This is a genomic window from Hydromonas duriensis (genome assembly GCF_004363775.1).
Classification (GTDB): domain Bacteria; phylum Pseudomonadota; class Gammaproteobacteria; order Burkholderiales; family Burkholderiaceae; genus Hydromonas; species Hydromonas duriensis.
This window is the reverse complement of sequence record NZ_SNZE01000029.1, coordinates 1-24,515: the sequence shown is the minus strand read 5'-3', so window position 1 is coordinate 24,515 and position 24,515 is coordinate 1. Positions and strand designations below refer to the sequence as shown.

The window sequence follows — 24,515 nt, the reverse complement described above, 5'->3', positions numbered from 1 at the left end:
CGCCGGATACGCCGCCCTTGACAGATTTGATTGCTTTACTAAAACTGGGGTTTTTAATTCCACTTTGAAATGCTGTTATGTTTGGGATGATTACCCATCCTGATGGAGATGTAGTAGTTAACTCTGATTATTTTGAAGGTAAAACCATCCAATATAAAGAATATTTATTAATTCGAGAAGGTTTAATTTCTCATGACGAAGTAATTGCTGTTGCATATGAAATGTTTAAAAAATTTCCTAAATTATGCCTAATTCTAAAAAGTGCTTATCCATTTATTTTGGTGGATGAATATCAAGATACTTCCAAGAATGTCATTGAAATTTTGTTAGACTTTTTACCACAACAGGAACAAATTAAATGTGTAGTTGGGCTTTTTGGTGATGCTATGCAGTCTATTTATGATGACGGGGTTGGTGACGTTAAAGGCTACGTAAGCTCTGGAAACTTGGTTGAAATTCAAAAAAAACAGAATCGACGCAATCCTCGACTTGTATTTGAGCTAGCAAACAAGTTGCGTACAGATGGTATTACTCAAGTATCATCCACTGACAAATCTGCGCCAAACATGTTAAATGATTGTGTAAAAGAAGGCGTTATTCAATTTTACTATTCAAACGGAAAGCAACAATTAGAGTCATTAAAAACTCAGTTAGGCTGGGACTTTACAGATACTCAAAATGTGAAGATATTGAATTTGACGCATAATTTAATAGCAGAAAAAGCTGGTTTTTCAGAGCTTATGGCAATTTATGATAAAGATAGAATTTTAGAATACAAAAACAACATAAAAAAATTCATCAAAGACAAAGAATTAAAAATCAGTAACTTTTCAAGCATGACTTTTGGAGAGGTTATTGATAAATTAAAAGAACTGAATCCTGCTCATTTGAATGAACTTGAGCCAAAGAGAGTGCAAGCAGAATTTATGGTAACTTATCCTCATCTTTTGGTATTTGCAAAATCGTTAAACTTTGAACTATTTCAAAAAATATACTTAGACAAGGATTCATTAATTGATAATGGAACGAGCTCACAATCAAAACAAGATGATCTAATTCGGCATTTACATAAACTGCAACGCAATATTTCGCTATATGAAACAAAACAATTTAATGAGTTCCTGAGAGTTACAGAGTACAAAATCAAGAAAATGGAAAATAAAATTGAGCTCGAAGACTCAATCAAAGCTCTTGCAACTATGTCAGACAATACAATTGAGGAAGTAATTGAGTTTGCTGATCAAAAAAACATCTGCATCAAAGATGATCGCTTAAATAATTTTATTGCGAAATTCCCTTACATTTACGAACGAGTTAAAACAGTTAAATATCAAGAATTTAGAAATTTATATCAATATTTATCTGGCTCAACTCCATATTCGACACAACACAAAGTGAAAGGTACTGAATATTCCAAAGTCTTGGTTATCTTAGACAATGGGGGGTGGAATAATTATAATTTCAATTGTCTATTCTGTAGCCAAGGCTGTAAAGACACAGTCGTTAACAGAACACTAAAGTTATTCTATGTTTGCTGTACAAGAGCTAAAGAAGAATTAGTGGTTTATTTCCATGAACCTAAAAACGAAGTCATAAGTGAGGCTAGATTATGGTTTGGTAATACTACTGAAATTACAGCACAAACGAGTTGACAGAGTTGTTTGAATTGCCGTCGTAAACCCGTAGCGCCGCTTGTCTTTACTCCTTGCCATTCATACACCTACGGCGCAATGTGCTTTGCTTATTGCGCCCTACGATTTTCTTTAATTACAGTGCATCGGCGAGTCGTCTGGCGTGGTTGGATTTACGCTCGTGTGTGCCTTGTGTCTATTTTTTTCGATGGTTAGGCGTATGGGTCGGCTCTTGAAAAAAGCCTGCCCTGTCCTCATTTATGCAGCATGCGCTTTTTGGGCATCTTTTTATCATCAACATTCATCATGAGGATTTTATGAGCAAGGTTCATTCGACCCAAACCCATCATTTTCAAGCCGAGGTGGCTCAATTATTGCACTTGGTGACCCATTCGTTGTACTCGAATCCTGAGATTTTTTTGCGCGAGTTGATTTCTAATGCGTCGGATGCGTGCGACAAGTTGCGCTTTGAGGCGTTGAATCAATCTGAACTTTACGAATCAGACCCCGATTTGGCGATTCGCATCACTTTGGACAAGAGCAAAAAGACCCTGACCATCACCGATAACGGTATCGGCATGAGCGAGCAGGAGGCGATTGACCATTTGGGTACGATTGCCAAGAGCGGGACAAAGGACTTTATGAGCCGCTTGTCGGGCGACCAAAAGACCGATGCGCAGTTGATTGGGCAGTTTGGCGTGGGTTTTTACTCGGGCTTTATCGTGGCGGATAAAATCACGGTTGAGTCGCGCCGTGCGGGTGTGCCTGCGGCGGATGGTGTGCGTTGGGTGAGCAACGGTACGGGTGATTTTACCGTGGAACGCATCGACCGCCCTGCCCGTGGCACGAGCGTGATTTTGCACTTGCGCGAGGATGCGGAGCAGTATTTGAACGCGTGGCAAGTCAAGCAAGTGGTGAATAAATATTCGGATCACATCAGCTTGCCGATTCAGATGCTCAAGGAAGTTTGGCAAGACGCCAAGGAAGAAAACCAACCTGGGCAAATGGTGACTACCGATGAGTGGGAAACCATCAATTCAGCCAGTGCGTTGTGGACGCGACCAAAAAAAGATGTCAGCGACGAACAATACACTGAGTTTTACAAGCACATCAGCCACGATTTTCACGCGCCGCTGGCGTGGACGCATAACCGCGTGGAGGGTGCGACGGAGTACACGCAACTCTTATTCATCCCTGCGAAAGCGCCGCAAGATTTGTACTACCGCGACAGCCAGTCGGGCTTGAAGTTGTACGTGAAGCGTGTGTTCATCATGGATTCGGCGGAGCAACTATTGCCGAATTACCTGCGTTTCATCAAGGGTGTGATTGACAGCGCGGATTTGCCGCTGAATGTCAGCCGCGAATTGTTGCAAGAGAGCCGCGACGTGCGCGCGATTCGTGAGGGCAACACGCGCCGCATTTTGAGCACATTGGAACAGCTGGCGAGCAGCGAAAACACCGCCGAGCAAGAGAAATTTGCGACGTTCTACGCGGAGTTTGGCGCGGTGCTCAAAGAAGGCTTGGGCGAGGACACCAGCAACCGTGACAAAATCGCTAAATTGCTGCGCTTCGCTTCAACCAACAGCGACAGCGTGACGCGCTCGCTGACCGATTACAAGGCGGCGATGCCCGAGGGACAAACGGCGATTTATTACATCACCGCCGAGAATTTCGCGGCCGCGAAAAACAGCCCGCAACTCGAGTTGTTCCGCAAAAAAGGCATTGAAGTGTTGCTCATGACCGACCGCATTGATGAATGGGCTTTGGGCTTTTTGACCGAATTTGACGGCACGCCGTTGCAAAGCGTGACTAAAGGCGCGGTGGACTTGGGCGCGTTGCAAGACGATGAGGAGAAAAAAGCCGCCGAAGCCGCTGCCGAACAACTCAAACCGCTGCTTGAACAATTGCAAGAGACACTCAAAGACAAGGCAAAAGCCGTGCGCATCACCACGCGCTTGGTCGACAGCCCCGCGTGCTTGGTGCAAGACCAGAACGACCTCTCGCCACAATTGGCGAAGATGTTTAAACAAATGGGGCAGGATGTACCCGAAAGCAAGCCGATTCTGGAAATCAACCCTGAGCACGCGCTCGTTAAACGCTTGGAAAGCCAAGCACGAACCGCGAAGTTTGATGATTTGGCGCAAGTGATTTTTGACCAAGCGATGCTCGCGGAGGGCGAAGTGCCCGCTGACCCCGTGGCGTATTTGCGACGAGTCAATGCGTTGTTGCTTGGCTAAATTCGACCAGTGGATGTTTAACACTGGGACATTGACAAAAAACGTGGGGTGACCCACGTTTTTTGTTGCCAGTTGACCGTAAGTTGAGATGCGTTAGAATAATCAAATTCGTCGTCACAATAATCGCGTTTTACTTAAAAAAGGCTCATCATGACCCACGCCCCACAAATCAAAATTCCAGCCACTTACATGCGTGGCGGCACAAGTAAAGGTGTTTTTTTTCGTTTACAAGACCTGCCACAATCGGCTCAAGTTGCGGGTGCTGCGCGTGATGCGTTGCTGATACGCATCATCGGTAGCCCAGACCCTTACGGCAAGCACACCGACGGCATGGGCGGTGCGACCTCCAGCACGAGCAAGGCGGTGATTATTTCTCCGAGCAGCCAAGCCAATCACGATGTTGATTATCTGTACGGTCAAGTGTCGATTGATCAAGCATTAGTTGATTGGAGCGGCAATTGCGGCAATTTAACCACGGCTGTGGGGCCGTTCGCCATCGCCAATGGGTTCATCGACCGCGCGCGCTTACCGCACAACGGTGTGTTTTCCGTGCGCGTTTGGCAAGCGAATATCAATAAAACCATTATTGTGCATGTTCCGATTTGCAACGGCGAGGTTCAAGAAACGGGGGATTTTGAACTCGATGGCGTGACATTTCCAGCCGCCGAGGTGGTGCTTGAATTTATCGACCCTGCTGATGACGGCGAGGATGGCGGCTCGATGTTTCCGACGGGCAATTTAATTGATGACTTGGACGTACCCAATATCGGCTCGCTGAAAGTCACCATGATTAACGCGGGCATCCCGACCATATTTATCAATGCAGCTGACCTTGGTTACACAGGCACTGAACTACAAGAGGCCATCAACAGCGATTCGGCTGCATTGGCTAAGTTTGAGACCATCCGCGCGCATGGCGCACTGCGCATGGGCTTAATCAAAGACTTGAGCGAAGCCGCTAAACGTCAACACACGCCGAAAATCGCATTCATCGCACCTGCTGCACACTACGTCACTTCCAGCGGAAAAGAGATTGCCGCCGAGCAGATTGATTTACTCGTGCGCGCCTTGTCGATGGGTAAATTGCACCACGCCATGATGGGCACCGCCGCCGTTGCGATTGGAACAGCCGCCGCCATCCCTGGCACTTTGGTTCATATCGCCGCAGGTGGTGGCGAGCGCGAAACCGTGCGCTTCGGTCACCCATCGGGCATCTTGCGCGTTGGTGCGCAAGCGCAGTTCACCAACGGCGAGTGGCGCGTGAGTAAGGCCATCATGAGCCGCAGCGCGCGCGTGTTGATGGAGGGATGGGTGAGAGTGCCCATGTGAACTCACCTCAAGCAATACAACAATACAACCCAAAATGACGCATCTGCCATAAAAAAGCGGTGGGCTGTAACGCCCACCGCAACTCTCCCTAAACTGCTTGAGCAGCTTTAGTCAATGAAGTGACAATCAAAAATCGAACAAAAATTAATCAAAACTGTCTTTCACGCGATCACCCAAATAATTGGTGCCGGGGCGATAAACCAATAACGGGTCAACAGGTACTGCCACCCTGACGTCTCGGTTGCTGTAAGGCATGCTTTGCAATACATAACGCATGGCGTTCAAACGAGCGCGTTTTTTGCAGTCCGATTTGATGATAATCCAAGGTGAATCGGCGGTGTCGGTGTGATAAAACATGGCTTCTTTCGCCTTGGTATAGTCGTCCCATTTGTCAAGAGATGCCATATCAATCGGCGATAGTTTCCATTGTTTCAGCGGATGATGACGGCGTTCGGCAAAACGTTGGCGTTGAATTTTACGGCTAACCGAGAACCAAAATTTAATCACGATAATGCCGCTGCGCACCAAATTGCGTTCAAATTCAGGGCATTGGCGCATAAATTCGGTGTACTCTTCATCCGAGCAAAAGCCCATGACGCGCTCCACACCTGCACGGTTGTACCATGAGCGGTCAAACATAACGATTTCGCCCGCGCTGGGTAAATGCTCAATATAACGTTGAAAGTACCACTGGCTACGTTCAATTTCTGTCGGCTTTTCTAAAGCGACCACGCGCGCGCCCCGTGGGTTTAAATGTTCCATAAAGCGTTTAATCGTGCCCCCTTTACCCGCCGCATCACGCCCTTCAAACAATATCACCACGCGTTGACCTGTTTCTTTAACCCAGTTTTGCAACTTTAAAAGCTCCACTTGCAAACGGTATTTTTGCTCTTCGTAGGTTTTGCGTTGCATTAGGTTTTTGTATGGATAACCCCCTGTCCGCCAGTTATCGGCCATCACTTCATCAGGGTTGACGCCTGAAGCGGCATCGGCTTTTTTACGCGCCTGTTCGTCTTGACGCAATAATTTATAAAGCAAACTGCGGTCATCCGCCGATAAGTCTTCAATCGCATGTTCCACCACTTGACGCGCGACCACAAGGCGGCTCTGCGTTGGGTCTTGCTGCGCAGCATTGTCAACCATATCACTGATGCTGTTCAGACGGGCAAGCACGGGGCCGCTGCGATGTTCGTTCAAATCTTTTTTAACCTGTTTAGGTAAAACCGCTTCGCCCGCACCATGAGTGGCGGTCTTGCTTCGTGTGGTTTTTCTACGGGTTGTGGTGGTTTGCGTGGCCATAGGCTCCTCCTTGTGGAAATAACGACTCAACTACAAAAGTTCCAAAACAATTTGAAACTTTATATGCAACATGTGCAACTAAAGGGAGGCGGTTTGGTTTATTAAAACCTTAAAATGATGCGCGACTGAATCGATAAAAAAGATGAACAATTGCGATTATTTAATAGATTTCTTAACACATTCAAACAGCATTCCCTCTTGGTTTTTAGCATGATGACAGCCATTTATTGTAGTCTTGTTTAAGAGATAATAATCCCTAAACACACAATTTATCCACAAAAAAATAAGGGCTATTGTAAAAAAGCAGCAATTTGTTAAGCACGCACTTTTTAACAACGTAATAACGACTTAAAGCCCTTCTCGAACACGTAAAAAACGCACAAACCTTGGTAGGCCATTTTTTGTCAAACCATTGTATTGATAAGTGATGGTTGCTCCAATGGCTGGCGGACTTTGGCGTTGCGCATCGCTGAAGCCACCGCCGACATTAAATTCGCGTCCATCCGTTGTTCGCACACGCAAAGCACCGAGCTGCCCAGCATATTTGCCTTGACCTTGGATATGGGCAATGACAGTGGCTTCGGCATCTTGACGTGGTTTAAGTTTATACAACACGTCGCTGCGCCCTGTTGTATAAGGGGCGCTCGCCAGATGCAGCATTACGCCCTCGCCGCCTGCTTGCACAATCTCATTCAACTTATTCTGCAAGCTGTTGCGATTGGCCAATTTGAACTGTTGCACCGCCACCAGTTGCGGGTTGGCACTGGTCGCAACCACGCGCTCAATTTTTTGCACCCGCTCGGCAAAAGTACCCGTTGCATTGGGTAACTCGAAAATCATATATCGCACGCGTTTCCAATCGGCATCGTTAGGTGTGGTGCGCCGCACAATCGCCGCTGTCGCCTCAAACTGACCGCGCCCAAGCCACAACTCGCCATCCAAAGCCACTTTGGGTAAGGCTTGCGTAAACCAAGCAGGAGCGGCTATCGCGCCGCCGCCACGAAACCGCAGGACTTCGCCATCCCAAAAAGCCCGCACGCCGTCGTATTTTTCGCTTATTAAATAATCAGCGACATTCACATGTGCAGGCAACTCTTTTGCCAACAATAAACTCGGTGCGCTTAAAGACTCATGCGCAACGGCTTGCGCCGATGCAACAAGTGGCTGCCCACAAGTGAACATGAGAGCCAACATCCATGCCATTTTTTGTTTGTTCATCACTTCTCCCGTAATCGGTTATACGTGCCAAAGACTATAACACGAAGCATCACGCCAGTAGGCGCGGGCAATGGCCTTATGCTATGCTAGCGGTTTGTATATTTATTGTTTACATCACCTATTTTCACAGGAGTCTTTCATGCCCACATACCGTTCCAAAACCTCCACAGCAGGTCGCAACATGGCAGGCGCACGCGCACTATGGCGCGCCACAGGCATGAAAGACGATGACTTCAATAAACCGATTATTGCCATCGCCAACTCTTTCACCCAATTCGTCCCTGGGCACGTTCACCTCAAAGACATGGGGCAACTGGTCGCGCGTGAAATTGAAGCGGCAGGCGGCGTGGCCAAAGAATTTAACACCATCGCCATTGACGACGGCATCGCCATGGGACATGACGGCATGCTCTACTCTTTGCCCTCGCGTGATTTGATTGCCGACTCGGTCGAATACATGGTCAACGCGCATTGCGCTGACGCGCTCGTGTGCATTTCTAACTGCGACAAAATCACCCCCGGCATGTTGAATGCGGCTTTGCGCTTAAACATTCCTGTGATTTTCGTCTCGGGCGGGCCGATGGAAGCAGGCAAAACACGCTTGGGCGTGATTGGCGGCAAAATCCACAAACTCGACTTGGTTGATGCCATGGTCGTGGCGGTTGATAAAAGCGTTTCGGACGAAACCGTAGCCGAATACGAACGTTCAGCCTGCCCAACTTGTGGCTCATGCTCAGGCATGTTCACCGCCAACTCAATGAACTGCCTGACCGAAGCACTCGGCTTAAGCCTACCTGGCAACGGCTCGATGCTCGCCACCCACGCAGACCGCGAACAACTGTTCAAACGCGCAGGCCACATGATTGTAGACTTAGCCAAACGCTACTACGAACAAGACGACGCCAGCGTCCTGCCCCGCAACATTGCCAATTTTAAAGCCTTTGAAAACGCCATGATGCTCGACATTGCCATGGGCGGTTCAACCAACACGATTTTGCACTTGCTCGCCGCCGCGCAAGAAGCGGATATCCCATTTGATTTGAGCAACATTGACGCACTCTCACGCAAAGTGCCACAACTGTGCAAAGTCGCGCCCAATACACAAAAATACCACATGGAAGACGTACACCGCGCAGGCGGTGTCATCGGCATCCTTGGCGAACTCTCGCGCGCAGAACTGCTACACAACGACGTACCCACCGTACACAGCCGCAGCATGGGCGAAGCCATCGCCACATGGGACATAGCCATCACCAAAGACGAAACAGTCAACACCTTCTTCCGTGCTGGCCCCGCAGGCATCCCCACACAAACCGCATTCAGCCAAAAAACCCGCTGGGACACCGTTGATGACGACCGCGCCGAAGGCTGCATCCGCTCGCTCGAAAACGCCTACTCAACCGAAGGCGGGCTCGCCGTGCTGTTCGGCAACATCGCCGAAAATGGCTGCGTCGTCAAAACCTCAGGCGTCGACGAATCCATCCACATTTTTAGTGGTAAAGCCCACGTCACCGAAAGCCAAGAACAAGCCGTAGACGACATCCTCAACGACCGCGTGCAAGCAGGCGACGTCGTCATCGTGCGTTACGAAGGCCCACGCGGCGGCCCTGGCATGCAAGAAATGCTCTACCCCACCAGCTACATCAAATCAAAAGGCCTCGGCAAAGCCTGCGCCCTGCTCACCGACGGTCGCTTCTCTGGCGGCACATCTGGCCTCTCCATCGGTCACGCCTCACCCGAAGCGGCAGCTGGCGGCACCATCGGCTTGGTCGAAAACGGCGACATCATCGAAATCAACATCCCCGCCCGCACGATTCACCTCAAAGTCAGCGACGACGAACTCGCCCGCCGCCGCGCCGCGCAAGACGCCAAAGGCTGGAAACCCGCCCAACCACGCCCACGCAAAGTCACCGCCGCGTTAAAAGCATACGCGATGCTGGCAACCAGCGCGGATAAGGGAGCGGTGCGGGATTTGAGTAAACTGGAGGATTAACACATAGCCACACTGAATGGACAGTGAGTCTAAATGGAGTATTGATGTAGGGGCGGCTACAAGCCCCTACATAACAAAAAATATGGAGGATGTATGCGCATTAAATCATTGGAAATAACAGGTCTTTTTGGTCACTTCAATCACAAAATAAGTTTTGTTGATGAAAACATCACCATTATCACCGCACCAAATGGCTATGGCAAAACCATGTGTTTAAAAATTATTGACGCCATATTTAATAATAAATTCTCGTTTTTTGAAATACTTGATTTTCAAAAAATCAATCTCACGGTTCAGGATGATCGCAAAATAGAAATTATAAAAAGCAATAATCAATTGGAGGTAAACAACGGTCATGCTAATTTTAAATATGAGCGATTTGATGGTGAAAAACAAATTTCTTTGGCATTTCGTATAGAGCGTTCGCTTCCATTTTTAAACAGAGTCAGCCAAACTGCATTTACAGATGAGAGAACTGGTGAACAGTTAACTCTCAGCGAAGTTTTGGATAATTATTCCGAACTACTTCCAGAAGAACTTAAAAAGAGGCGAGGGATACCCACATGGTTTACAGACTTTTCAAAACTATTAAATGTTTATTTCATTCGTGATCAAAGGTTAATTTCAAAAGAGACAGAGAAAAGAATAGCACAAAGGTCAAGCATAGTTTATACAGAAACCATTAAAAAATATGCTGATGAACTATCCGAAAAGTTGAGGAGGGTTAGCATAGCTGCATCACGCGAGTCATCTCGCTTGGATGGTTCTTTTCCTGCAAGACTTTTGCAAAGTAGGGCTGTGGATGCATTGAGTGCCGAAAATTTAGCTGTTAGGTTTAATGAACTTCAAAACAGAAGAAATGAGTTGGCTACTTTTAACTTATTACAAACAACCGAAACCGTAAAATTAACCGAAATTGAAGACGAAGATCGTAAGGTATTAACCCTATATGTGAATGATGCCAATAAGAAACTAGACAGTTACAATGAAGTGCTTCCAAAAATTAGGCTCTTTAAAGAGATTATTGATAGTAAGAAATTATCATTTAAAACTCTAAAAATTGATCCTCAAAAGGGTTTTTACTTCAAACCAATATCGGACTTTGATGATAAAGAGCTTGACCTATCGCAGCTATCTTCAGGTGAGCAACATCAAATTGTGCTGCTATACGAATTGATTTTCAAAACGGGACGTGATGTTTTGCTATTAATTGACGAGCCAGAAATCTCTTTGCACGTTGCTTGGCAAAAACAATTTTTGAATGACTGGCAAAAAATTACTAAACTGCAAGACATGAAAGTCGTTGTTGCAACTCATTCTCCGCAAATCATAAACGGACAATGGGACTTGACCGTGGAGCTTGGAGAAAGTGAGGCTAACGTATGAGAGACAGTCTAAACTCAACCGATTTTTCGGGTGCAATAAAATTGCTGCTTGCACACCCTGCTCATCAAAACAAAAGGATTTGTCTTCTTGAAGGGGGTGACGATGAGAAGGTGTATGCACGTATTTTTGAAAATCTGACATTTCACGTATGCAATGGAAAGACCAATGTTTTAAGTGTATTAAATGAATTGGAGAAATACTATCCTACTCGTTTATTCGGGATTTGCGATGCAGATTATGATCATATTTTAGATCGTACTCGTTTAGGAGCGTTCTTGACAGATGAGAACGATTTAGAGCTAATGATTTTATCCTCAAACAAAGATATCATTGATACTTTATGTAGTGAGCTTGTTGATCAAGAACATCGGGAAAATTTCAAAAACAACATCCTTACCAATGTGTTTAATATTGCCTACCAAATTGGGATTTTTAGACTCATTAATTCTCGTGAAAGTTTAGGTATTAAATTTAAAGGCTTAAATTACCAAAAATTCATAAAAATCTCCAATGAAAAAGTAAAGTTAGGTATACGTTCATTTATTACTTGTCTTTTGACGAGGAGCCAAACAACACAAGCAATCAACCGTAAAGAACTATTAATGAAATATCGTCAAATAAATGGCGAGGTTTGTAAATGGCAAATGTGTCGAGGTCACGATGTAACGAATATTATTGCAATCACTATAAAACAACTAAGACTAAGTCGGGATGGTTCAATAACCCACAAAAAAGTTGAGTCAGCTTTAAGACTAGCAACTAGGGGCGATGATTTATCTCAGAAAAATATATATTTAGAGGTTCAAAAGCTATTAGGGGCTGTTGACACTAAACCTGCAACCATATGATTTTATAAAAAATTTGCTGATTTTTCCTGCAATGAAAAATGACATGTTTTTTATTAAAATCAGCAAGTTAAAACACGAGTATTAACAGCTCCTTGCTTAGAGGTAGTCATGTGAGCGGCATGCGTCTCCTACATTTTTTATTTTTGATAACGTAACGCTGGCTTGTTTTTGAAACCTCTCAATCGGTCACTCTATATCGACAACGCTGCAACCAGCCGCGGGGTCAACGTGTACACGCCACTCCAACTCGCGCTCGCCAATATATGCTCCTGCATGTGACGCATGACGTAGCTGATATTTAACTTACCATCGGCGGGCATGTCGATTGTTTCAACATCTAAAGCATACACCGTGAACGTGTAATGGTGAATCAGTGAGTCATTCCAAGGAGGGCAAGGGCCGTCATAGCCGTAATAATCGCCCGCCATGTCATGATCGCCCGCGAACCAGTGCGTATAGTCATTGATGCCCTGACGCATTGGGGACTCTTTCAGACCTGCAATTAAAGGGCCTGCTTTACCTTTTGGCGTGACTTCTTTTGAAAATTGCCCAGCTTGTATTTCCCTCACATCGGCGGGGATATTGATTAATACCCAATGGCTAAAATCCGCACGTGGCAAATCAGCTGGTATTTCACGATCGGTTTGATTCACATCTGCGGGATCCGTTGGCGAAGTTGCATCCACGCACAGCACAACAAACGATTTTGTAAGTGCAGGGACATCTGACCACAACAAATGTGGGTTTTTGTTCGATGATAACTTCACCCGCGTTTTTTCATCTATTTGTGCAAATGCAAATTCCGCAGGAATCACCCCTTTATTTGGAAAACTATCGCAATGGAGTTTCATACCTCACCTCATTTTCTACGCTTTAATTTTTGTGATTGGCATAGACTCTGCCGAAAACATTATACGTTCAAACAGCACAAGGCGCATCAAACATAATTTAAATATAAACGAACGGGTTTACTAAGTTTTATCGCGACTCATTTCACCCCAATAATTGTCATTGGATTGTAAGTCACATTCATGTAGAATTACTTTTAACTCATTTAACTTATATAAGAGTCAAGCCCATGAAAACACTTACTGCTGGTCAACGATTTCGATCTGCTCTTGCCGAAGAGAAACCATTACAAATCGTCGGCGCGATTAATGCCAACCATGCTTTGCTTGCTCAACAAGCGGGTTATAAGGCCATTTATTTATCGGGCGGTGGCGTGGCAGCGGGTTCGCTCGGCGTACCCGATTTAGGCATTACGGGTTTAGAAGATGTACTGATTGATGCTCGCCGCATCACGGATGTGTGTGATTTACCTTTATTGGTCGATGTTGATACAGGGTTTGGTTCGTCCGCATTCAATGTCGCACGCACCACCAAAAGCATGATTAAAGCTGGGGTTGCCGCCATGCACATCGAAGACCAAGTGGGGGCAAAGCGTTGCGGGCATCGCCCGAACAAGTCGATTGTGTCAAAAGACGAAATGGTTGACCGCATCAAGGCCGCCGTGGATGCACGTACCGATGAGAGTTTTGTCATCATGGCACGTACAGACGCCATCGCATCCGAAGGACTCGAGGCCGCGATTGCACGGGCCATGGCTTATGTTGAAGCGGGGGCGGATGCCATCTTTCCAGAAGCGGCGATTACCTTAGAAATGTACAGCGCTTTTGTGGGGGCTTTGCCCAACACGCCTATTTTGGCGAATTTAACCGAATTTGGACAAACCCCTTTATTCACCACTCATGATTTGCAAGCAGTGGGAGTTGCCATGGCGTTGTACCCATTATCGGCCTTTCGTGCCGCCAACAAAGCCGCATTAAACGTCTACACCACCCTACGCCAAGATGGCACGCAAGCGGCCGTTGTGCCCACGATGCAAACGCGCATGGAACTATACGAATCCATTGGTTATCAGGCATTTGAAGACAAGCTCGATATGTTTTTGCAAAAATAAAACTTCCGCGCTTGACCGCTTCGAGCCGCTAAACACAGTAACTTTGATTCACCATCTCGCCCCCAACAACAAGAGACAAGAGGATTAATATGAGTACAGACACCACCGTAAATACGCCGAAACCCAAAAAATCCGTTGCCCTATCAGGCGTGGCGGCGGGCAACACCGCCTTGTGCAGCGTCGGTCGCTCAGGCAATGATTTGCATTATCGCGGCTTTGATATTTTGGACTTGGCGACCCAGTGCGAGTTTGAAGAAGTGGCGCATTTATTGGTACACGGTACTTTGCCCAACGCGGCTCAATTGGCCGCCTATAAAACCCGATTAAAATCCTTGCGCGGCCTGCCCGCAGCACTGGCCAATGTGTTGGAACAACTGCCCGCCTCGGCTCACCCGATGGATGTGTTGCGCACAGGCGCATCAACGCTGGGGAATTTGCTACCTGAAAAAGACGACCACAACCAAGCGGGCGCACGCGACATCGCCGACCGCTTGATGGCGTCTTTTGGCTCGATGTTGTTGTATTGGTATCATTTTTCACACAATGGCAAGCGCATCGACGTGCAAACCGACGACGACTCCATCGGCGGTCACTTTTTGCACCTGTTGCACGGCAAACCCGCCCCTGAGTCTTGGGTCAAAGCCATGCACGTGTCTTTGATTTTATACGCCGAACACGAATTTAACGCCTCGACCTTCACTTCACGCGTGATTGCAGGCACGGGTTCGGACATGTACTCCGCCATCACAGGTGGCATCGGTGCTTTGCGCGGGCCCAAACACGGCGGCGCGAACGAAGTCGCGTTTGAAATCCAACAACGTTACCACTCGCCCGACGAAGCGGAAGCTGACATCCGTCGCCGCGTGGACAACAAAGAAGTGGTCATCGGCTTCGGCCACCCCGTGTACACCATTTCAGACCCGCGCAATGAAGTCATCAAAAAAGTCGCGCATGATTTGTCCGTCGATGCGGGCGATACGCGCATGTTCGACATCGCCGCCCGCTTAGAAGCGGTGATGTGGGAAGTGAAAAAAATGTTTCCGAACTTGGATTGGTTCTCAGCCGTGTCGTACAACCAAATGGGCGTACCCACCGCGATGTTCACGCCTTTGTTCGTCATCGCACGTACTGCAGGCTGGAGTGCCCACGTCATCGAACAACGAATTGACAACAAAATCATTCGCCCAAGTGCAAATTACACGGGGCCTGAGGATTTGGCGTTTGTGCCGTTGGATAAACGATAAGCATCACCAAGTCCATTCATTCACTCACGCAAACCTTCTCTTTCCATACGAAGGTTTCCCTCCCCTTCAAGGGGAGGGGCAGGGTGGGGATGGGGCAAAAACCGTTTCCGCTAAAAACCCATGCGATTCAAACCCAACGCCCACATCAAAGCCAACCGCTACGCCCAAGCCTTGCGCAACGCGCCCACGGATGCCGAGCGATTTTTGTGGCAACACTTACGCAACAAACACATCGCAGGCGTAAAATTTCGTCGGCAATTTGGCATCGATGGTTATATTGTTGATTTTGTCAGTTTAGAAATTGGACTCATCATTGAATTGGATGGCGGGCAACATGTGCAATTGCACCAGCATGACCAACAGCGCGACGATGCCCTACGCGCTCAAGGTTTTGAGGTGTTACGATTTTGGAATGATGCGGTCTTTACGCAAACTGAATCTGTTTTGGAACAAATTTATGAGCGGGTTTGTTCGTTGAAACTGACCCATCCCCACCCTAACCCTCCCCTTGAAGGGGAGGGAACTGGTTAGTGGACTGGCGTTTGAGACCTCGTGTTTTTTTATGAGTTTGAGGACTGGTGTTTGATGCCTAACCGTTTTTGTAAATGTGAAATTACACAACCATGACCAGCAGCGCGACGATGCCCTACGCGCTCAAGGTTTTGAGGTGTTACGATTTTGGAATGATGCGGTTTTTACGCAAACTGAATCTGTTTTGGAACAAATTTATGAGCGGGTTTGTTCATTGAAACCGCCCCATCCCCACCCTAACCCTCCCCTTGAAGGGGAGGGAACTGGTTAGAGGACTGGCGTTTGAGAACTCACCTTCAAAAAGGCAAAATTGAAGGATTAACTTTTAGCTCCTCCTTCAAGGACGACACTGATGCTTTAGCTTTTAGCTCCTCCCTCTTCAAGGGGGAGGCTGGGTGGGGGATGGGTTAAAAACTCAGTTCCATTCTGAAAATGCAGTAAAAAATTAAAACCAATCCATTTGGAAATACAACCATGACAAACCACCGCACCCCCCTCCCCAACACCAGTATCGACTTCTACGACGCCCGCGCCGCCATTGACGCCATCCAAGCAGGCGCATACGATACGCTGCCCTACACCTCACGCGTGCTCGCCGAGCAACTCGTGCGCAAGGCTGATGAAAACCACACCGATGCCGCCACGCTCAACGCTTGGCTCGGTCAACTGATTGAGCGCAAGCAGGAGCTCGACTTCCCGTGGTACCCCGCGCGCGTGGTCTGCCACGACATTTTGGGTCAAACCGCATTGGTCGATTTGGCAGGATTGCGCGATGCAATTGCCGCGCAAGGTGGCGACCCCGCCAAGGTCAACCCCGTGGTGCAAACGCAACTCATCGTTGACCACTCGCTCGCCGTTGAATGTGGTGGGTTTGACCCCGATGCGTTCACCAAAAATCGCGCCATCGAAGACCGCCGCAACGAAGACCGCTTTCACTTCATTGACTGGTGCGCCACGGCGTTTGAAAACGTCAACGTGATTCCCGCAGGCAATGGCATCATGCACCAAATCAACCTCGAAAAAATGTCGCCCGTGATTCAAAGCCGCAACGGCGTGGCCTTTCCAGACACCTGTGTCGGCACCGACAGCCACACGCCGCACGTCGACGCGCTCGGCGTAATCGCCATTGGCGTCGGTGGACTGGAGGCTGAAACCGTCATGCTCGGCCGCGCCTCGATGATGCGCCTGCCCGACATCGTCGGCGTGGAACTGGTGGGCAAGCGTCAAGCGGGCATCACCGCCACCGACATTGTGCTGGCCTTGACCGAATACCTGCGTAAAGAACGCGTGGTCGGCGCGTATGTGGAGTTTTTTGGTGAAGGTGCAAGCAGCTTATCGATTGGCGACCGCGCCACCATCAGCAACATGACGCCCGAATACGGCGCGACCGCTGCGATGTTTTACATCGACAGCCAAACCATCGACTACCTCAAGCTCACTGGCCGCGACCCCGAGCAAGTCGCGCTGGTCGAGCATTACGCCAAAACTGCGGGTTTGTGGGCGGATGCCTTAAAAACGGCAGTGTATCCACGCGTGCTCCAGTTTGATTTATCCAGCGTTGGGCGCAATATGGCGGGTCCATCGAATCCGCACGCCCGCGTCGCCACCGCCGACCTCACCGCCAAAGGCATCGCGGGCGCGTGGACGGAAACCGCAGGCGAAATGCCCGATGGCGCAGTCATCATCGCCGCGATCACTTCGTGCACCAACACCTCCAACCCACGCAACACCGTGGCGGCGGGCTTGCTGGCACGTAAAGCCAACGAACTCGGTCTCACCCGCAAACCGTGGGTCAAAACCTCATTCGCCCCCGGCTCAAAAGTCGCTGAGTTGTACCTCAAAGAAGCGGGCGTGCTCACCGACCTTGAGCAGCTCGGTTTTGGCATCGTCGCCTTCGCCTGCACCACCTGCAACGGCATGAGCGGCGCGCTCGACCCCGTGATTCAACAAGAAATCATCGACCGCGACCTGTACGCCACCGCCGTGCTTTCAGGCAACCGCAACTTCGACGGCCGCATCCACCCCTACGCCAAACAAGCCTTCCTCGCCTCACCGCCATTGGTGGTCGCCTACGCCATCGCGGGCACGATTCGCTTTGACATCGAAAATGATGCCCTCGGTCACCGCGCCGACGGCACGCCGATTCGCCTCAAAGACATCTGGCCGAGCGACGAAGAAATCGACGCACTGGTGGCGAAAAGCGTACACCCCGAACAGTTCCACACAATTTACATCCCCATGTTCGATGCAGGCGCAACCGAGAAATCACCCAGCCCGCTGTACGATTGGCGCGAAATGAGCACTTACATCCGCCGCCCACCGTACTGGGAAGGCGCACTCGCGGGCGAGCGCACGCTCAAAGGCATGCGCCCGCTCGCCGTCCTGCCCGACAACATCACCACCGATCACTTATCGCCCTCCAATGCCATCATGATGAACAGCGCGGCGGGGGAATATTTGCACAAAATGGGCGTACCCGAAGAGGACTTCAACAGCTACGCCACCCACCGTGGCGACCACTTGACCGCCCAACGCGCGACTTTCGCCAACCCTAAACTGTTTAACGAAATGGTGCGCAACGCCGACGGCACGGTCAAACAAGGCTCACTCGCCCGCATCGAACCCGAAGGCCAAGTCACGCGCATGTGGGAAGCGATTGAAACCTATATGGCACGTAAGCAACCGCTCATCATCATCGCAGGTGCCGACTACGGTCAAGGTTCAAGCCGCGACTGGGCCGCCAAAGGTGTGCGCCTCGCGGGTGTCGAAGCCATCGTTGCCGAGGGCTTCGAGCGCATCCACCGCACCAACCTCATTGGCATGGGCGTACTGCCGCTTGAATTCAAAGCAGGCACCAACCGCCACACCCTCAACATCGACGGCACCGAAACCTACGACGTCATCGGCGAGCGCACCCCACGCGCCACCCTCACGCTCGTGATTCACCGTAAAAATGGCGAGACTGTAGAAGTGCCCGTGACGTGTCGTCTGGATACCGCCGAGGAAGTGAGTATTTACGATGCAGGTGGAGTGTTGCAAAGGTTTGCGCAGGATTTTTTGCAGGGGGCGGTGTCATAAATGGCCGCTAACCCACAACAGCGGTACACATAAAAAAACGAGACCGCAGTCTCGTTTTTTGTTTTAGCGAATTTAGCGAAATTGGAGGCTTTTCAGCCTAGCATTACTTATAATTCGCCACGCCATCGGTGATTTCTTTGTGCGCATCAGCAACATCGCCCCAGCCTTGAACCTTGACCCATTTGCCTTTTTCCAAAGCTTTGTATTGTTCAAAGAAATGTTGCACATTGTCTTTAATGTACTGAGGCACGTCATCAATGGTTTTAATGTCGGCGGTCATTGGGCACACTTTATCAACAGGCACAACCATCAACTTCGCATCCGAACCTTTTTCATCATCCATCTTCAACATGCCCACCGCGCGGCAACGCACAACCGCACCCGCCATGATTGGAAATGGGGCCAACACCAAAGCATCAACAGGGTCGCCATCACCCGCCAAGGTCTGAGGAATATAGCCGTAGCTCAATGGATAACGCATGCCCGTACCGATGAAGCGATCCACCCATAAGGTTTGAGTGTCTTTATCCACTTCGTATTTCACAGGGTCGCTTTGTGCAGGAATTTCGATGATGACGTTGAAGTCGTTTGGAATGTCTTTACCAGCTGGAATGGCTTCGTAACCCATGATGTCCTCTTTCATAAATGATGGTGAATATAGATGGCGACGATTGTCCATGCTCGTCCATGTCGCCAATGCCCTGTATTATAGCGTCTTTAAATAAAACATCGTTGCTTTTTGCCATGAAAACACATCCCCCTAAAACACCCCAATGACACCCCAATACCCGTGACGGCATGTCACAACACTTTAAATTATGTAACAATAGCGGCTTGATTTGCCCCTAAAACAGCAAGAACCATTGAAACGATTGACATGAAAAATTATCTCGACCTCATGCGCCATGTACACGAACACGGCACCGACAAAACCGACCGCACAGGCACGGGCACCCGCTCGATTTTTGGTCATCAAATGCGCTTCGACCTGACCCAAGGTTTTCCGCTCATGACGACAAAAAAAGTACACGTCAAATCAATTATTTACGAACTGCTTTGGTTCATCCAAGGCAACACCAATAACAATTGGCTCAAAGAACGCGGCGTGAGCATCTGGAACGAATGGGCGGCTGAAGACGGCTCGCTCGGCCCCGTATACGGTCATCAATGGCGTTCTTGGCCCGACGGCCAAGGCGGTCACATCGACCAGCTCGCCCAAGTCATCGAACAGCTCAAAACCTCCCCCGACTCGCGCCGCATCATCGTTTCGGCATGGAATGTCGCCGACATCCCACGCATGGCCTTGCCGCCGTGCCACGCGTTTTTTCAGTTCTACGTCGCCAACGGCGAATTGTCATGCCAACTCTACCAACGCAGCGCCGACATTTTCCTCGGCGTGCCGTTCAACATTGCCTCTTACGCCCTGCTCACGCACATGATTGCGCAACAAACGGGCTTGGTCGCCAAAGAGTTTATTTGGACGGGCGGCGATTGTCATTTGTACAACAACCATTTTGAACAGGTACAAACCCAACTGGCGCGCGAGCCATTGCCCTTGCCGACCCTCAACATCAAGCGTAAACCCGCCTCGATTTTTGATTATGAATTTGAGGATTTTGAGTTTTTGGATTATCAGCACCATGAGGCGATTAAGGCGCCTGTGGCGGTTTAACGATACGAGCTTGAGAAACACACAATACACGCAACAAAGAGAACTATTTTGAATCACACCAACTCAACCGCTCTAACGGGCAAATACATATCGTTGCAGCCGCTAACGGATAGTCATTTTGAGGCGATTTGGCAGATTATTTCTTCTGCACCCGAACTTTACCAGTACACCACTTTAGGTCAAACAAAAGAGGACTTAAATAAGTGGTTCGCACAAGCAAAAATCGACGGCGCATTTGTTGTGATGGACAATGCAACTCAAACGTTGATTGGAAGTACTCGCCTATATAATCTCAACGCTAACGTCGGTCATGCCAACCTCGGTTACACATGGTATGCCCCTGAGTGCGTGGGGACGAACGTCAACCCAGAAGCAAAATTATTGCTTTTGCAGCATGCGTTTGAAACATTAAAATTAATACGGGTCGGCTTTGAAATCGATAGCGACAACATGCGCTCACGCAAAGCGGTGCTTAAGTTAGGCGCTCAACAAGAAGGCATCCTACGCAAGCATCGCAAACGCATACATGATGGCGTTGTATCCGATACATGCGTATTTAGCATTATTCAAAGTGAATGGGATGAGGTCAAAATCAACTTACAGCAACGAATCCAATCCTCATGACGCGAAATTAAAACGCAGTGCAAGAATGGGTTAGCATGGTTTTAGGCAAATAGCCTTATGCCGCATACCCATACACCGCCACATAATGGCACACCGTGCCTGCCATGACAAAAAGATGCCAGACAAAGTGACCGTAACGCAGGCGCGAGTCGGTGGCGAAGAAACCCACGCCCACCGTGTAAAACAAACCACCTGCCAGCAACCACAACAAGCCCGCCAGCGGCACTTTGTCAAGCATCGGTCTTATCGCAACGACCACCAGCCAACCCATTAACAAATAAAGCCCCGTAGACAACATGGGGTGAGATGGCTTACCCACGGCTTTGCAAACAACCCCGAGCACGGCCATTGACCACACCAAACCAAACAACGTCCAGCCCCACGCGCCATACAGCACCCCAAGCGTAAACGGCGTGTATGTGCCCGCAATGAGTAAAAAAATTGAAGCATGATCCAGCACGCGAAACACTCGCTTGGCTCGGCCTGCGGGCAAGGCATGATAAAGACTTGAGGCAAGATAAAGCAAAATGACGGTCGTCACGAAGATACTGACACCAACGACAAAAGCGGCCTCGTACAATCGAACAGCATGCACAATTAAAATCGGCGCGCCTATCAATGCGACGAGCATGCCGAGCGCATGGCTGATGCTGTTGGCGAGCTCTTCCCCTTTTGATTGCTCACGTTCTAAAGTCCGTTTGGATGTGTGCATGTGAACGCCTTAATCTTTAAGAACACTTCTAAGAACATTTCTAAAAACAAATGTGATTTGATGCTACAAGCCTCAACTGACGCTGTCAATACAACGCTTTGATAAGAATGATGCTTTTGCATCTGCCAAAAGAACGAGTGAATGAGTTAAGCCCCTAGAATCGTCAATCTACACTTGACTTGGTTTTGACTAAACTCTGCTTAAACCGAGCGTTGACGCGCCCCAACTGCAAGCCCATAAGGTTTAAACCTTTTGATAAATTGTCATAAAGCCCGTGCGCATGGCTCTGTTATAATGCGGCGATATTATTTGAATAAGCGTTCATCATGACCCAAACTCTTTCCCGTTTTCAAGCCAATTCGCTCCTACTCCTCGCCGCCGTCGCGTGGGGCTTTGCCTTTGTACCACAGTCGATTGCCTCTAAATTCATTGGGCCATTCAGTTTTACAGGCGTGCGATTTTTACTCGGCGCGGTTGTGATTTCGCCCTTGGTGTGGCGCGAATGGCGCATGTTGGTTGCGGCGAAGCGCACACCATCAAAAGCCGATTGGCGACAAATTGCACTCATGGGGCTTTTGTTGTGCATGGGCACGAGTTTGCAGCAAGTCGGCATGGCTTTTACAACCGTGACCAATGCGGGGTTTTTGACAGGCTTATATGTGCCGCTGGTGCCGTTGTTGAGCTTGATTTTGTATAAACGCCGTGTGCATTGGGTGGTTTGGCCTGCGGCTTTTGGCTGTTTGCTCGGGACGTGGTTGTTGACAGGCGCGGGCAAGGTTGATTTGAACGTGGGTGATTTATGGGTATTGGCAACAGTCATTCCTTTTACCTTGCACGTATTATGGGTCGGCGGTGTTGCAGAAAAATTGCACGCGCCGTTGCTGGTCTCTTGGGGGCAGTTTGTGGTGTGCGGTTTAATTGCCTTGTGCTTTGCTTTGCCGATGGAGGACTTTGACAGTACGCATTTGGCTGACGTATTTTGGCCGTTGATGTACATGATTTTCATCTCGGTAGGCGTTGGCTTCACGGCGCAAGTGGTCGGGCAACGTTTCGCCCGCCCCGCAGAAGCTGCAATTATTTTATCGGCAGAATCGGTTTTTGCGGCGTTGGCGGGAGCTGCGGTGCTCGGTGAGCGTTTAAACTTTTTGGGTTATTTGGGATGCGCTTTGATTTTGATTGGCATTGTGGTGGTTCAAATCATTCCCGCGCCACAGGCTCATCCGATGATTGAGCAGCATTAATGAACAGATTTAAAAAAGTCATTATTATTTCACTTGATATCTAATCCATAAGATAATTAAAACGCGCTATTCTATTGTAAACTTACAATCAGACTGCTAGAATAATCTAAAGTTATAAGTTCAAGTCAATAAACTCTACATAAACAATTGAGTCAACCAATGACTGTAGGTCCTGGCGCAGGCGCGAGCGCAGGCACCAGTTTGGCGACACCAATTGGCAAGCCAATGTGACCGACAAGAAAAACGGGTAAGGACTCCAAATAATATGTCAAAACAAGCTCAAGCTAAACTTAAACTAATTGCTTTTACAGTCATGCTTACCCTTGCACTTGTCTCACTGCTAAAGAGTTTTTTTGAGCCACAAAGTAGCGAGGATGAGCTCTCAGCAAACGAGCATATTATTGCTAAAGACACCGCTAGGACAGCGTTTAAGTACCTTATTATTGGAGATAAATTTAAGGTTGTTGAAAGTGAAACAGCCTTTATATATAAGAATTCAAAATGGGGGGGGAATATTGTTTATGTCTCACCATTGCCTCTAGAAGATTTTGAACCATTTTTAAAGAGTGAGAATTGGGAGGAGCGAAGTCGAAGATATTATCCAAAAGGATTTGGTCGTTTTCCGAATGCATCTGTTTATGATTTTTGTAAAAATAATGTTCGTTTGTCATTAATAGGTGGCGGAAACTATGCCCGTGAAAACGTTAATTTTGCAGAAGTAAGCCTAGTGCTAGAAAACGACACGTGTATAAAAAACTAATCTCAGCGGCAAAAGGCACATAATGAAAATTTTTAAAAATATCCGTTTATCAGTGATTCGTCTTATGCTCTTAGTCTCCTGCGTTGCTAACTTAAATTACGCACTCTATCTGACAAGAGACGAAGATTACAATAAATATGATGTTGTTTACTTAACGGCTCTTGGTATCATTTCCTTGATATTTTTTTTGGTATTAAAACGAAAAAGCTTTGGCGATTTAAATTATTGCTTATTTTGTTTGTTCCCCAAGTTATTTCATATATCTCGAACAGTTTTCACTTCATAGTGTTTAATGCTGTTCATTTCACATTTGATTTTGTTTTTTTAAATGCTGACGGGCAAGCTACAATTCAAGTCAATTTGTTTGTTTGATCTGCCCTCGAATTGACGGACACCTTTTAACGTAAAAAGAGAGGTGTCAAATGCAACGCAATCGTTACGATGACTCATTCAAAGCTGAGGCAGTGAGTTTAGCATTATCAGGAGAGCTGAGTTACGCGGAATTGGCTCGAGATTTGGGTATAAACTACGGTACATTAACGAACTGGATTTATGAAACCATGAAGAATCCTAAAGCTGCCTCAACCAAAGGCCAAAGCCCAAGTCGCCAAGACTATCAAACATTAGAGCGTCAACTCAAAGCCGCTCATAAAGAGCTTGATTTGCGCAAGCGGGAGATTGAATTCCTAAAAAAGGCAAGCGCGTACTTTGCGAGCCTGAAACCGTAAAGTACGCAATGATTGGTCAGGACG

At 48.1% G+C, this 24,515-nt stretch carries 21 protein-coding genes; 16 read left to right on the top strand and 5 right to left on the bottom strand.

Annotation, left to right across the window (positions count from 1 at the left end; all coding sequences use genetic code 11):
* Nucleotides 1-77 precede the first annotated feature (77 nt).
* From DFR44_RS10005 to prpF, 3 genes are all read left to right on the top strand, one after another.
* On the top strand, nucleotides 78-1,652 hold the full coding sequence (locus DFR44_RS10005; RefSeq protein ID WP_133621427.1) for a UvrD-helicase domain-containing protein: 1,575 nt from the start codon (nucleotides 78-80) through the stop codon (nucleotides 1,650-1,652).
* A gap of 296 nt (nucleotides 1,653-1,948) precedes the next feature.
* Nucleotides 1,949-3,868: a molecular chaperone HtpG gene (gene htpG / locus DFR44_RS10000; RefSeq protein WP_133621426.1), complete on the top strand. Its 1,920-nt coding sequence runs from the start codon at nucleotides 1,949-1,951 to the stop codon at nucleotides 3,866-3,868.
* Nucleotides 3,869-4,018: 150 nt separating this feature from the next.
* Nucleotides 4,019-5,197: a 2-methylaconitate cis-trans isomerase PrpF gene (gene prpF / locus DFR44_RS09995; protein WP_133621425.1), complete on the top strand. Its 1,179-nt coding sequence runs from the start codon at nucleotides 4,019-4,021 to the stop codon at nucleotides 5,195-5,197.
* A gap of 144 nt (nucleotides 5,198-5,341) precedes the next feature.
* On the opposite strand, the gene ppk2 is transcribed toward prpF, so the two are convergent.
* Entirely contained in the window at nucleotides 5,342-6,496 is a 1,155-nt protein-coding gene (gene ppk2, locus DFR44_RS09990) for a polyphosphate kinase 2 (RefSeq protein WP_133621424.1), read from the bottom strand.
* A gap of 348 nt (nucleotides 6,497-6,844) precedes the next feature.
* A complete protein-coding gene (locus tag DFR44_RS09985; protein WP_211336932.1) occupies nucleotides 6,845-7,714 on the bottom strand; it encodes a DNA ligase in 870 nt (289 codons plus the stop codon).
* Nucleotides 7,715-7,853: 139 nt separating this feature from the next.
* Here DFR44_RS09985 and ilvD point away from each other — a divergent pair, with 139 nt between their 5' ends.
* The 3 genes from ilvD to DFR44_RS09970 all read left to right on the top strand — a co-directional run bounded on the left by ilvD (nucleotide 7,854) and on the right by DFR44_RS09970 (nucleotide 11,941).
* Nucleotides 7,854-9,707 (top strand): dihydroxy-acid dehydratase, encoded by a 1,854-nt coding sequence (gene ilvD, locus DFR44_RS09980; protein WP_133621423.1) that lies wholly within the window; start codon nucleotides 7,854-7,856, stop codon nucleotides 9,705-9,707.
* A gap of 93 nt (nucleotides 9,708-9,800) precedes the next feature.
* Nucleotides 9,801-11,093, top strand: coding sequence for an AAA family ATPase (locus DFR44_RS09975; protein ID WP_133621422.1), 1,293 nt, complete (start codon nucleotides 9,801-9,803; stop codon nucleotides 11,091-11,093).
* Entirely contained in the window at nucleotides 11,090-11,941 is an 852-nt protein-coding gene (locus DFR44_RS09970) for a DUF4435 domain-containing protein (RefSeq protein ID WP_133621421.1), read from the top strand. The genes DFR44_RS09975 and DFR44_RS09970 overlap by 4 nt, the downstream gene beginning before the upstream one ends.
* Before the next feature lie 191 nt (nucleotides 11,942-12,132).
* Here the strand turns inward: DFR44_RS09970 and DFR44_RS09965 are convergent, their stop codons facing one another.
* Nucleotides 12,133-12,792, bottom strand: coding sequence for a YbhB/YbcL family Raf kinase inhibitor-like protein (locus DFR44_RS09965; RefSeq protein WP_133621420.1), 660 nt, complete (start codon nucleotides 12,790-12,792; stop codon nucleotides 12,133-12,135).
* A gap of 227 nt (nucleotides 12,793-13,019) precedes the next feature.
* Between DFR44_RS09965 and prpB the strand changes: the two genes are divergently transcribed.
* The 5 genes from prpB (at nucleotide 13,020) to acnD (ending at nucleotide 18,754) form a co-directional block, all read left to right on the top strand.
* Complete coding sequence (prpB, locus tag DFR44_RS09960; RefSeq protein WP_133621419.1) at nucleotides 13,020-13,901, top strand: methylisocitrate lyase; 882 nt, start codon at nucleotides 13,020-13,022, stop codon at nucleotides 13,899-13,901.
* Between the two features lie 89 nt (nucleotides 13,902-13,990).
* Nucleotides 13,991-15,145: a bifunctional 2-methylcitrate synthase/citrate synthase gene (prpC, locus tag DFR44_RS09955; RefSeq protein ID WP_133621418.1), complete on the top strand. Its 1,155-nt coding sequence runs from the start codon at nucleotides 13,991-13,993 to the stop codon at nucleotides 15,143-15,145.
* 120 nt (nucleotides 15,146-15,265) lie between these two features.
* A complete protein-coding gene (locus DFR44_RS09950; protein WP_133621417.1) occupies nucleotides 15,266-15,676 on the top strand; it encodes an endonuclease domain-containing protein in 411 nt (136 codons plus the stop codon).
* A 76-nt stretch (nucleotides 15,677-15,752) separates the two neighbouring features.
* A complete protein-coding gene (locus tag DFR44_RS11825; protein WP_133621416.1) occupies nucleotides 15,753-15,947 on the top strand; it encodes a DUF559 domain-containing protein in 195 nt (64 codons plus the stop codon).
* 203 nt (nucleotides 15,948-16,150) lie between these two features.
* The gene (gene acnD / locus DFR44_RS09940; protein WP_133621415.1) at nucleotides 16,151-18,754 is read left to right on the top strand and encodes a Fe/S-dependent 2-methylisocitrate dehydratase AcnD; all 2,604 of its coding nucleotides are present in this window, start codon (nucleotides 16,151-16,153) and stop codon (nucleotides 18,752-18,754) included.
* Nucleotides 18,755-18,857: 103 nt separating this feature from the next.
* Here the strand turns inward: acnD and ppa are convergent, their stop codons facing one another.
* A complete protein-coding gene (gene ppa, locus DFR44_RS09935) occupies nucleotides 18,858-19,382 on the bottom strand; it encodes an inorganic diphosphatase (protein WP_133621428.1) in 525 nt (174 codons plus the stop codon).
* 249 nt (nucleotides 19,383-19,631) lie between these two features.
* On the opposite strand from ppa, the gene DFR44_RS09930 reads away from it, so the two are divergent.
* Together DFR44_RS09930 and DFR44_RS09925 are read left to right on the top strand one after the other, a co-directional pair.
* The gene (locus tag DFR44_RS09930) at nucleotides 19,632-20,426 is read left to right on the top strand and encodes a thymidylate synthase (RefSeq protein WP_133621414.1); all 795 of its coding nucleotides are present in this window, start codon (nucleotides 19,632-19,634) and stop codon (nucleotides 20,424-20,426) included.
* Nucleotides 20,427-20,474: 48 nt separating this feature from the next.
* On the top strand, nucleotides 20,475-21,050 hold the full coding sequence (locus tag DFR44_RS09925) for a GNAT family N-acetyltransferase (protein ID WP_162845245.1): 576 nt from the start codon (nucleotides 20,475-20,477) through the stop codon (nucleotides 21,048-21,050).
* A gap of 55 nt (nucleotides 21,051-21,105) precedes the next feature.
* Here the strand turns inward: DFR44_RS09925 and trhA are convergent, their stop codons facing one another.
* Nucleotides 21,106-21,762, bottom strand: a complete 657-nt coding sequence (gene trhA, locus DFR44_RS09920; RefSeq protein WP_133621412.1) for a PAQR family membrane homeostasis protein TrhA — start codon at nucleotides 21,760-21,762, stop codon at nucleotides 21,106-21,108.
* A 326-nt stretch (nucleotides 21,763-22,088) separates the two neighbouring features.
* Between trhA and DFR44_RS09915 the strand changes: the two genes are divergently transcribed.
* The 3 genes from DFR44_RS09915 (at nucleotide 22,089) to DFR44_RS09905 (ending at nucleotide 24,491) form a co-directional block, all read left to right on the top strand.
* Nucleotides 22,089-23,003 (top strand): DMT family transporter, encoded by a 915-nt coding sequence (locus DFR44_RS09915; protein WP_133621411.1) that lies wholly within the window; start codon nucleotides 22,089-22,091, stop codon nucleotides 23,001-23,003.
* Nucleotides 23,004-23,268: 265 nt separating this feature from the next.
* Nucleotides 23,269-23,763, top strand: coding sequence for a hypothetical protein (locus DFR44_RS09910; RefSeq protein WP_133621410.1), 495 nt, complete (start codon nucleotides 23,269-23,271; stop codon nucleotides 23,761-23,763).
* A gap of 422 nt (nucleotides 23,764-24,185) precedes the next feature.
* On the top strand, nucleotides 24,186-24,491 hold the full coding sequence (locus tag DFR44_RS09905; RefSeq protein WP_133619639.1) for a transposase: 306 nt from the start codon (nucleotides 24,186-24,188) through the stop codon (nucleotides 24,489-24,491).
* The last annotated feature ends 24 nt before the right edge of the window (nucleotides 24,492-24,515 follow it).

Coding starts and splice junctions, on each gene's coding strand:
- DFR44_RS09915 (WP_133621411.1), top strand. CDS start 22,089: ATGACCCAAACTCTTTCCCGTTTTCAAGCCAATTCGCTCCTACTCCTC.
- DFR44_RS09930 (WP_133621414.1), top strand. CDS start 19,632: ATGAAAAATTATCTCGACCTCATGCGCCATGTACACGAACACGGCACC.
- acnD (WP_133621415.1), top strand. CDS start 16,151: ATGACAAACCACCGCACCCCCCTCCCCAACACCAGTATCGACTTCTAC.
- DFR44_RS10005 (WP_133621427.1), top strand. CDS start 78: ATGTTTGGGATGATTACCCATCCTGATGGAGATGTAGTAGTTAACTCT.
- htpG (WP_133621426.1), top strand. CDS start 1,949: ATGAGCAAGGTTCATTCGACCCAAACCCATCATTTTCAAGCCGAGGTG.
- prpF (WP_133621425.1), top strand. CDS start 4,019: ATGACCCACGCCCCACAAATCAAAATTCCAGCCACTTACATGCGTGGC.
- ilvD (WP_133621423.1), top strand. CDS start 7,854: ATGCCCACATACCGTTCCAAAACCTCCACAGCAGGTCGCAACATGGCA.
- DFR44_RS09975 (WP_133621422.1), top strand. CDS start 9,801: ATGCGCATTAAATCATTGGAAATAACAGGTCTTTTTGGTCACTTCAAT.
- ppk2 (WP_133621424.1), bottom strand. CDS start 6,496: ATGGCCACGCAAACCACCACAACCCGTAGAAAAACCACACGAAGCAAG.
- prpB (WP_133621419.1), top strand. CDS start 13,020: ATGAAAACACTTACTGCTGGTCAACGATTTCGATCTGCTCTTGCCGAA.
- trhA (WP_133621412.1), bottom strand. CDS start 21,762: ATGCACACATCCAAACGGACTTTAGAACGTGAGCAATCAAAAGGGGAA.
- prpC (WP_133621418.1), top strand. CDS start 13,991: ATGAGTACAGACACCACCGTAAATACGCCGAAACCCAAAAAATCCGTT.
- DFR44_RS09905 (WP_133619639.1), top strand. CDS start 24,186: ATGCAACGCAATCGTTACGATGACTCATTCAAAGCTGAGGCAGTGAGT.
- ppa (WP_133621428.1), bottom strand. CDS start 19,382: ATGGGTTACGAAGCCATTCCAGCTGGTAAAGACATTCCAAACGACTTC.
- DFR44_RS09910 (WP_133621410.1), top strand. CDS start 23,269: ATGTCAAAACAAGCTCAAGCTAAACTTAAACTAATTGCTTTTACAGTC.
- DFR44_RS09970 (WP_133621421.1), top strand. CDS start 11,090: ATGAGAGACAGTCTAAACTCAACCGATTTTTCGGGTGCAATAAAATTG.
- DFR44_RS09950 (WP_133621417.1), top strand. CDS start 15,266: ATGCGATTCAAACCCAACGCCCACATCAAAGCCAACCGCTACGCCCAA.
- DFR44_RS09965 (WP_133621420.1), bottom strand. CDS start 12,792: ATGAAACTCCATTGCGATAGTTTTCCAAATAAAGGGGTGATTCCTGCG.
- DFR44_RS09985 (WP_211336932.1), bottom strand. CDS start 7,714: ATGAACAAACAAAAAATGGCATGGATGTTGGCTCTCATGTTCACTTGT.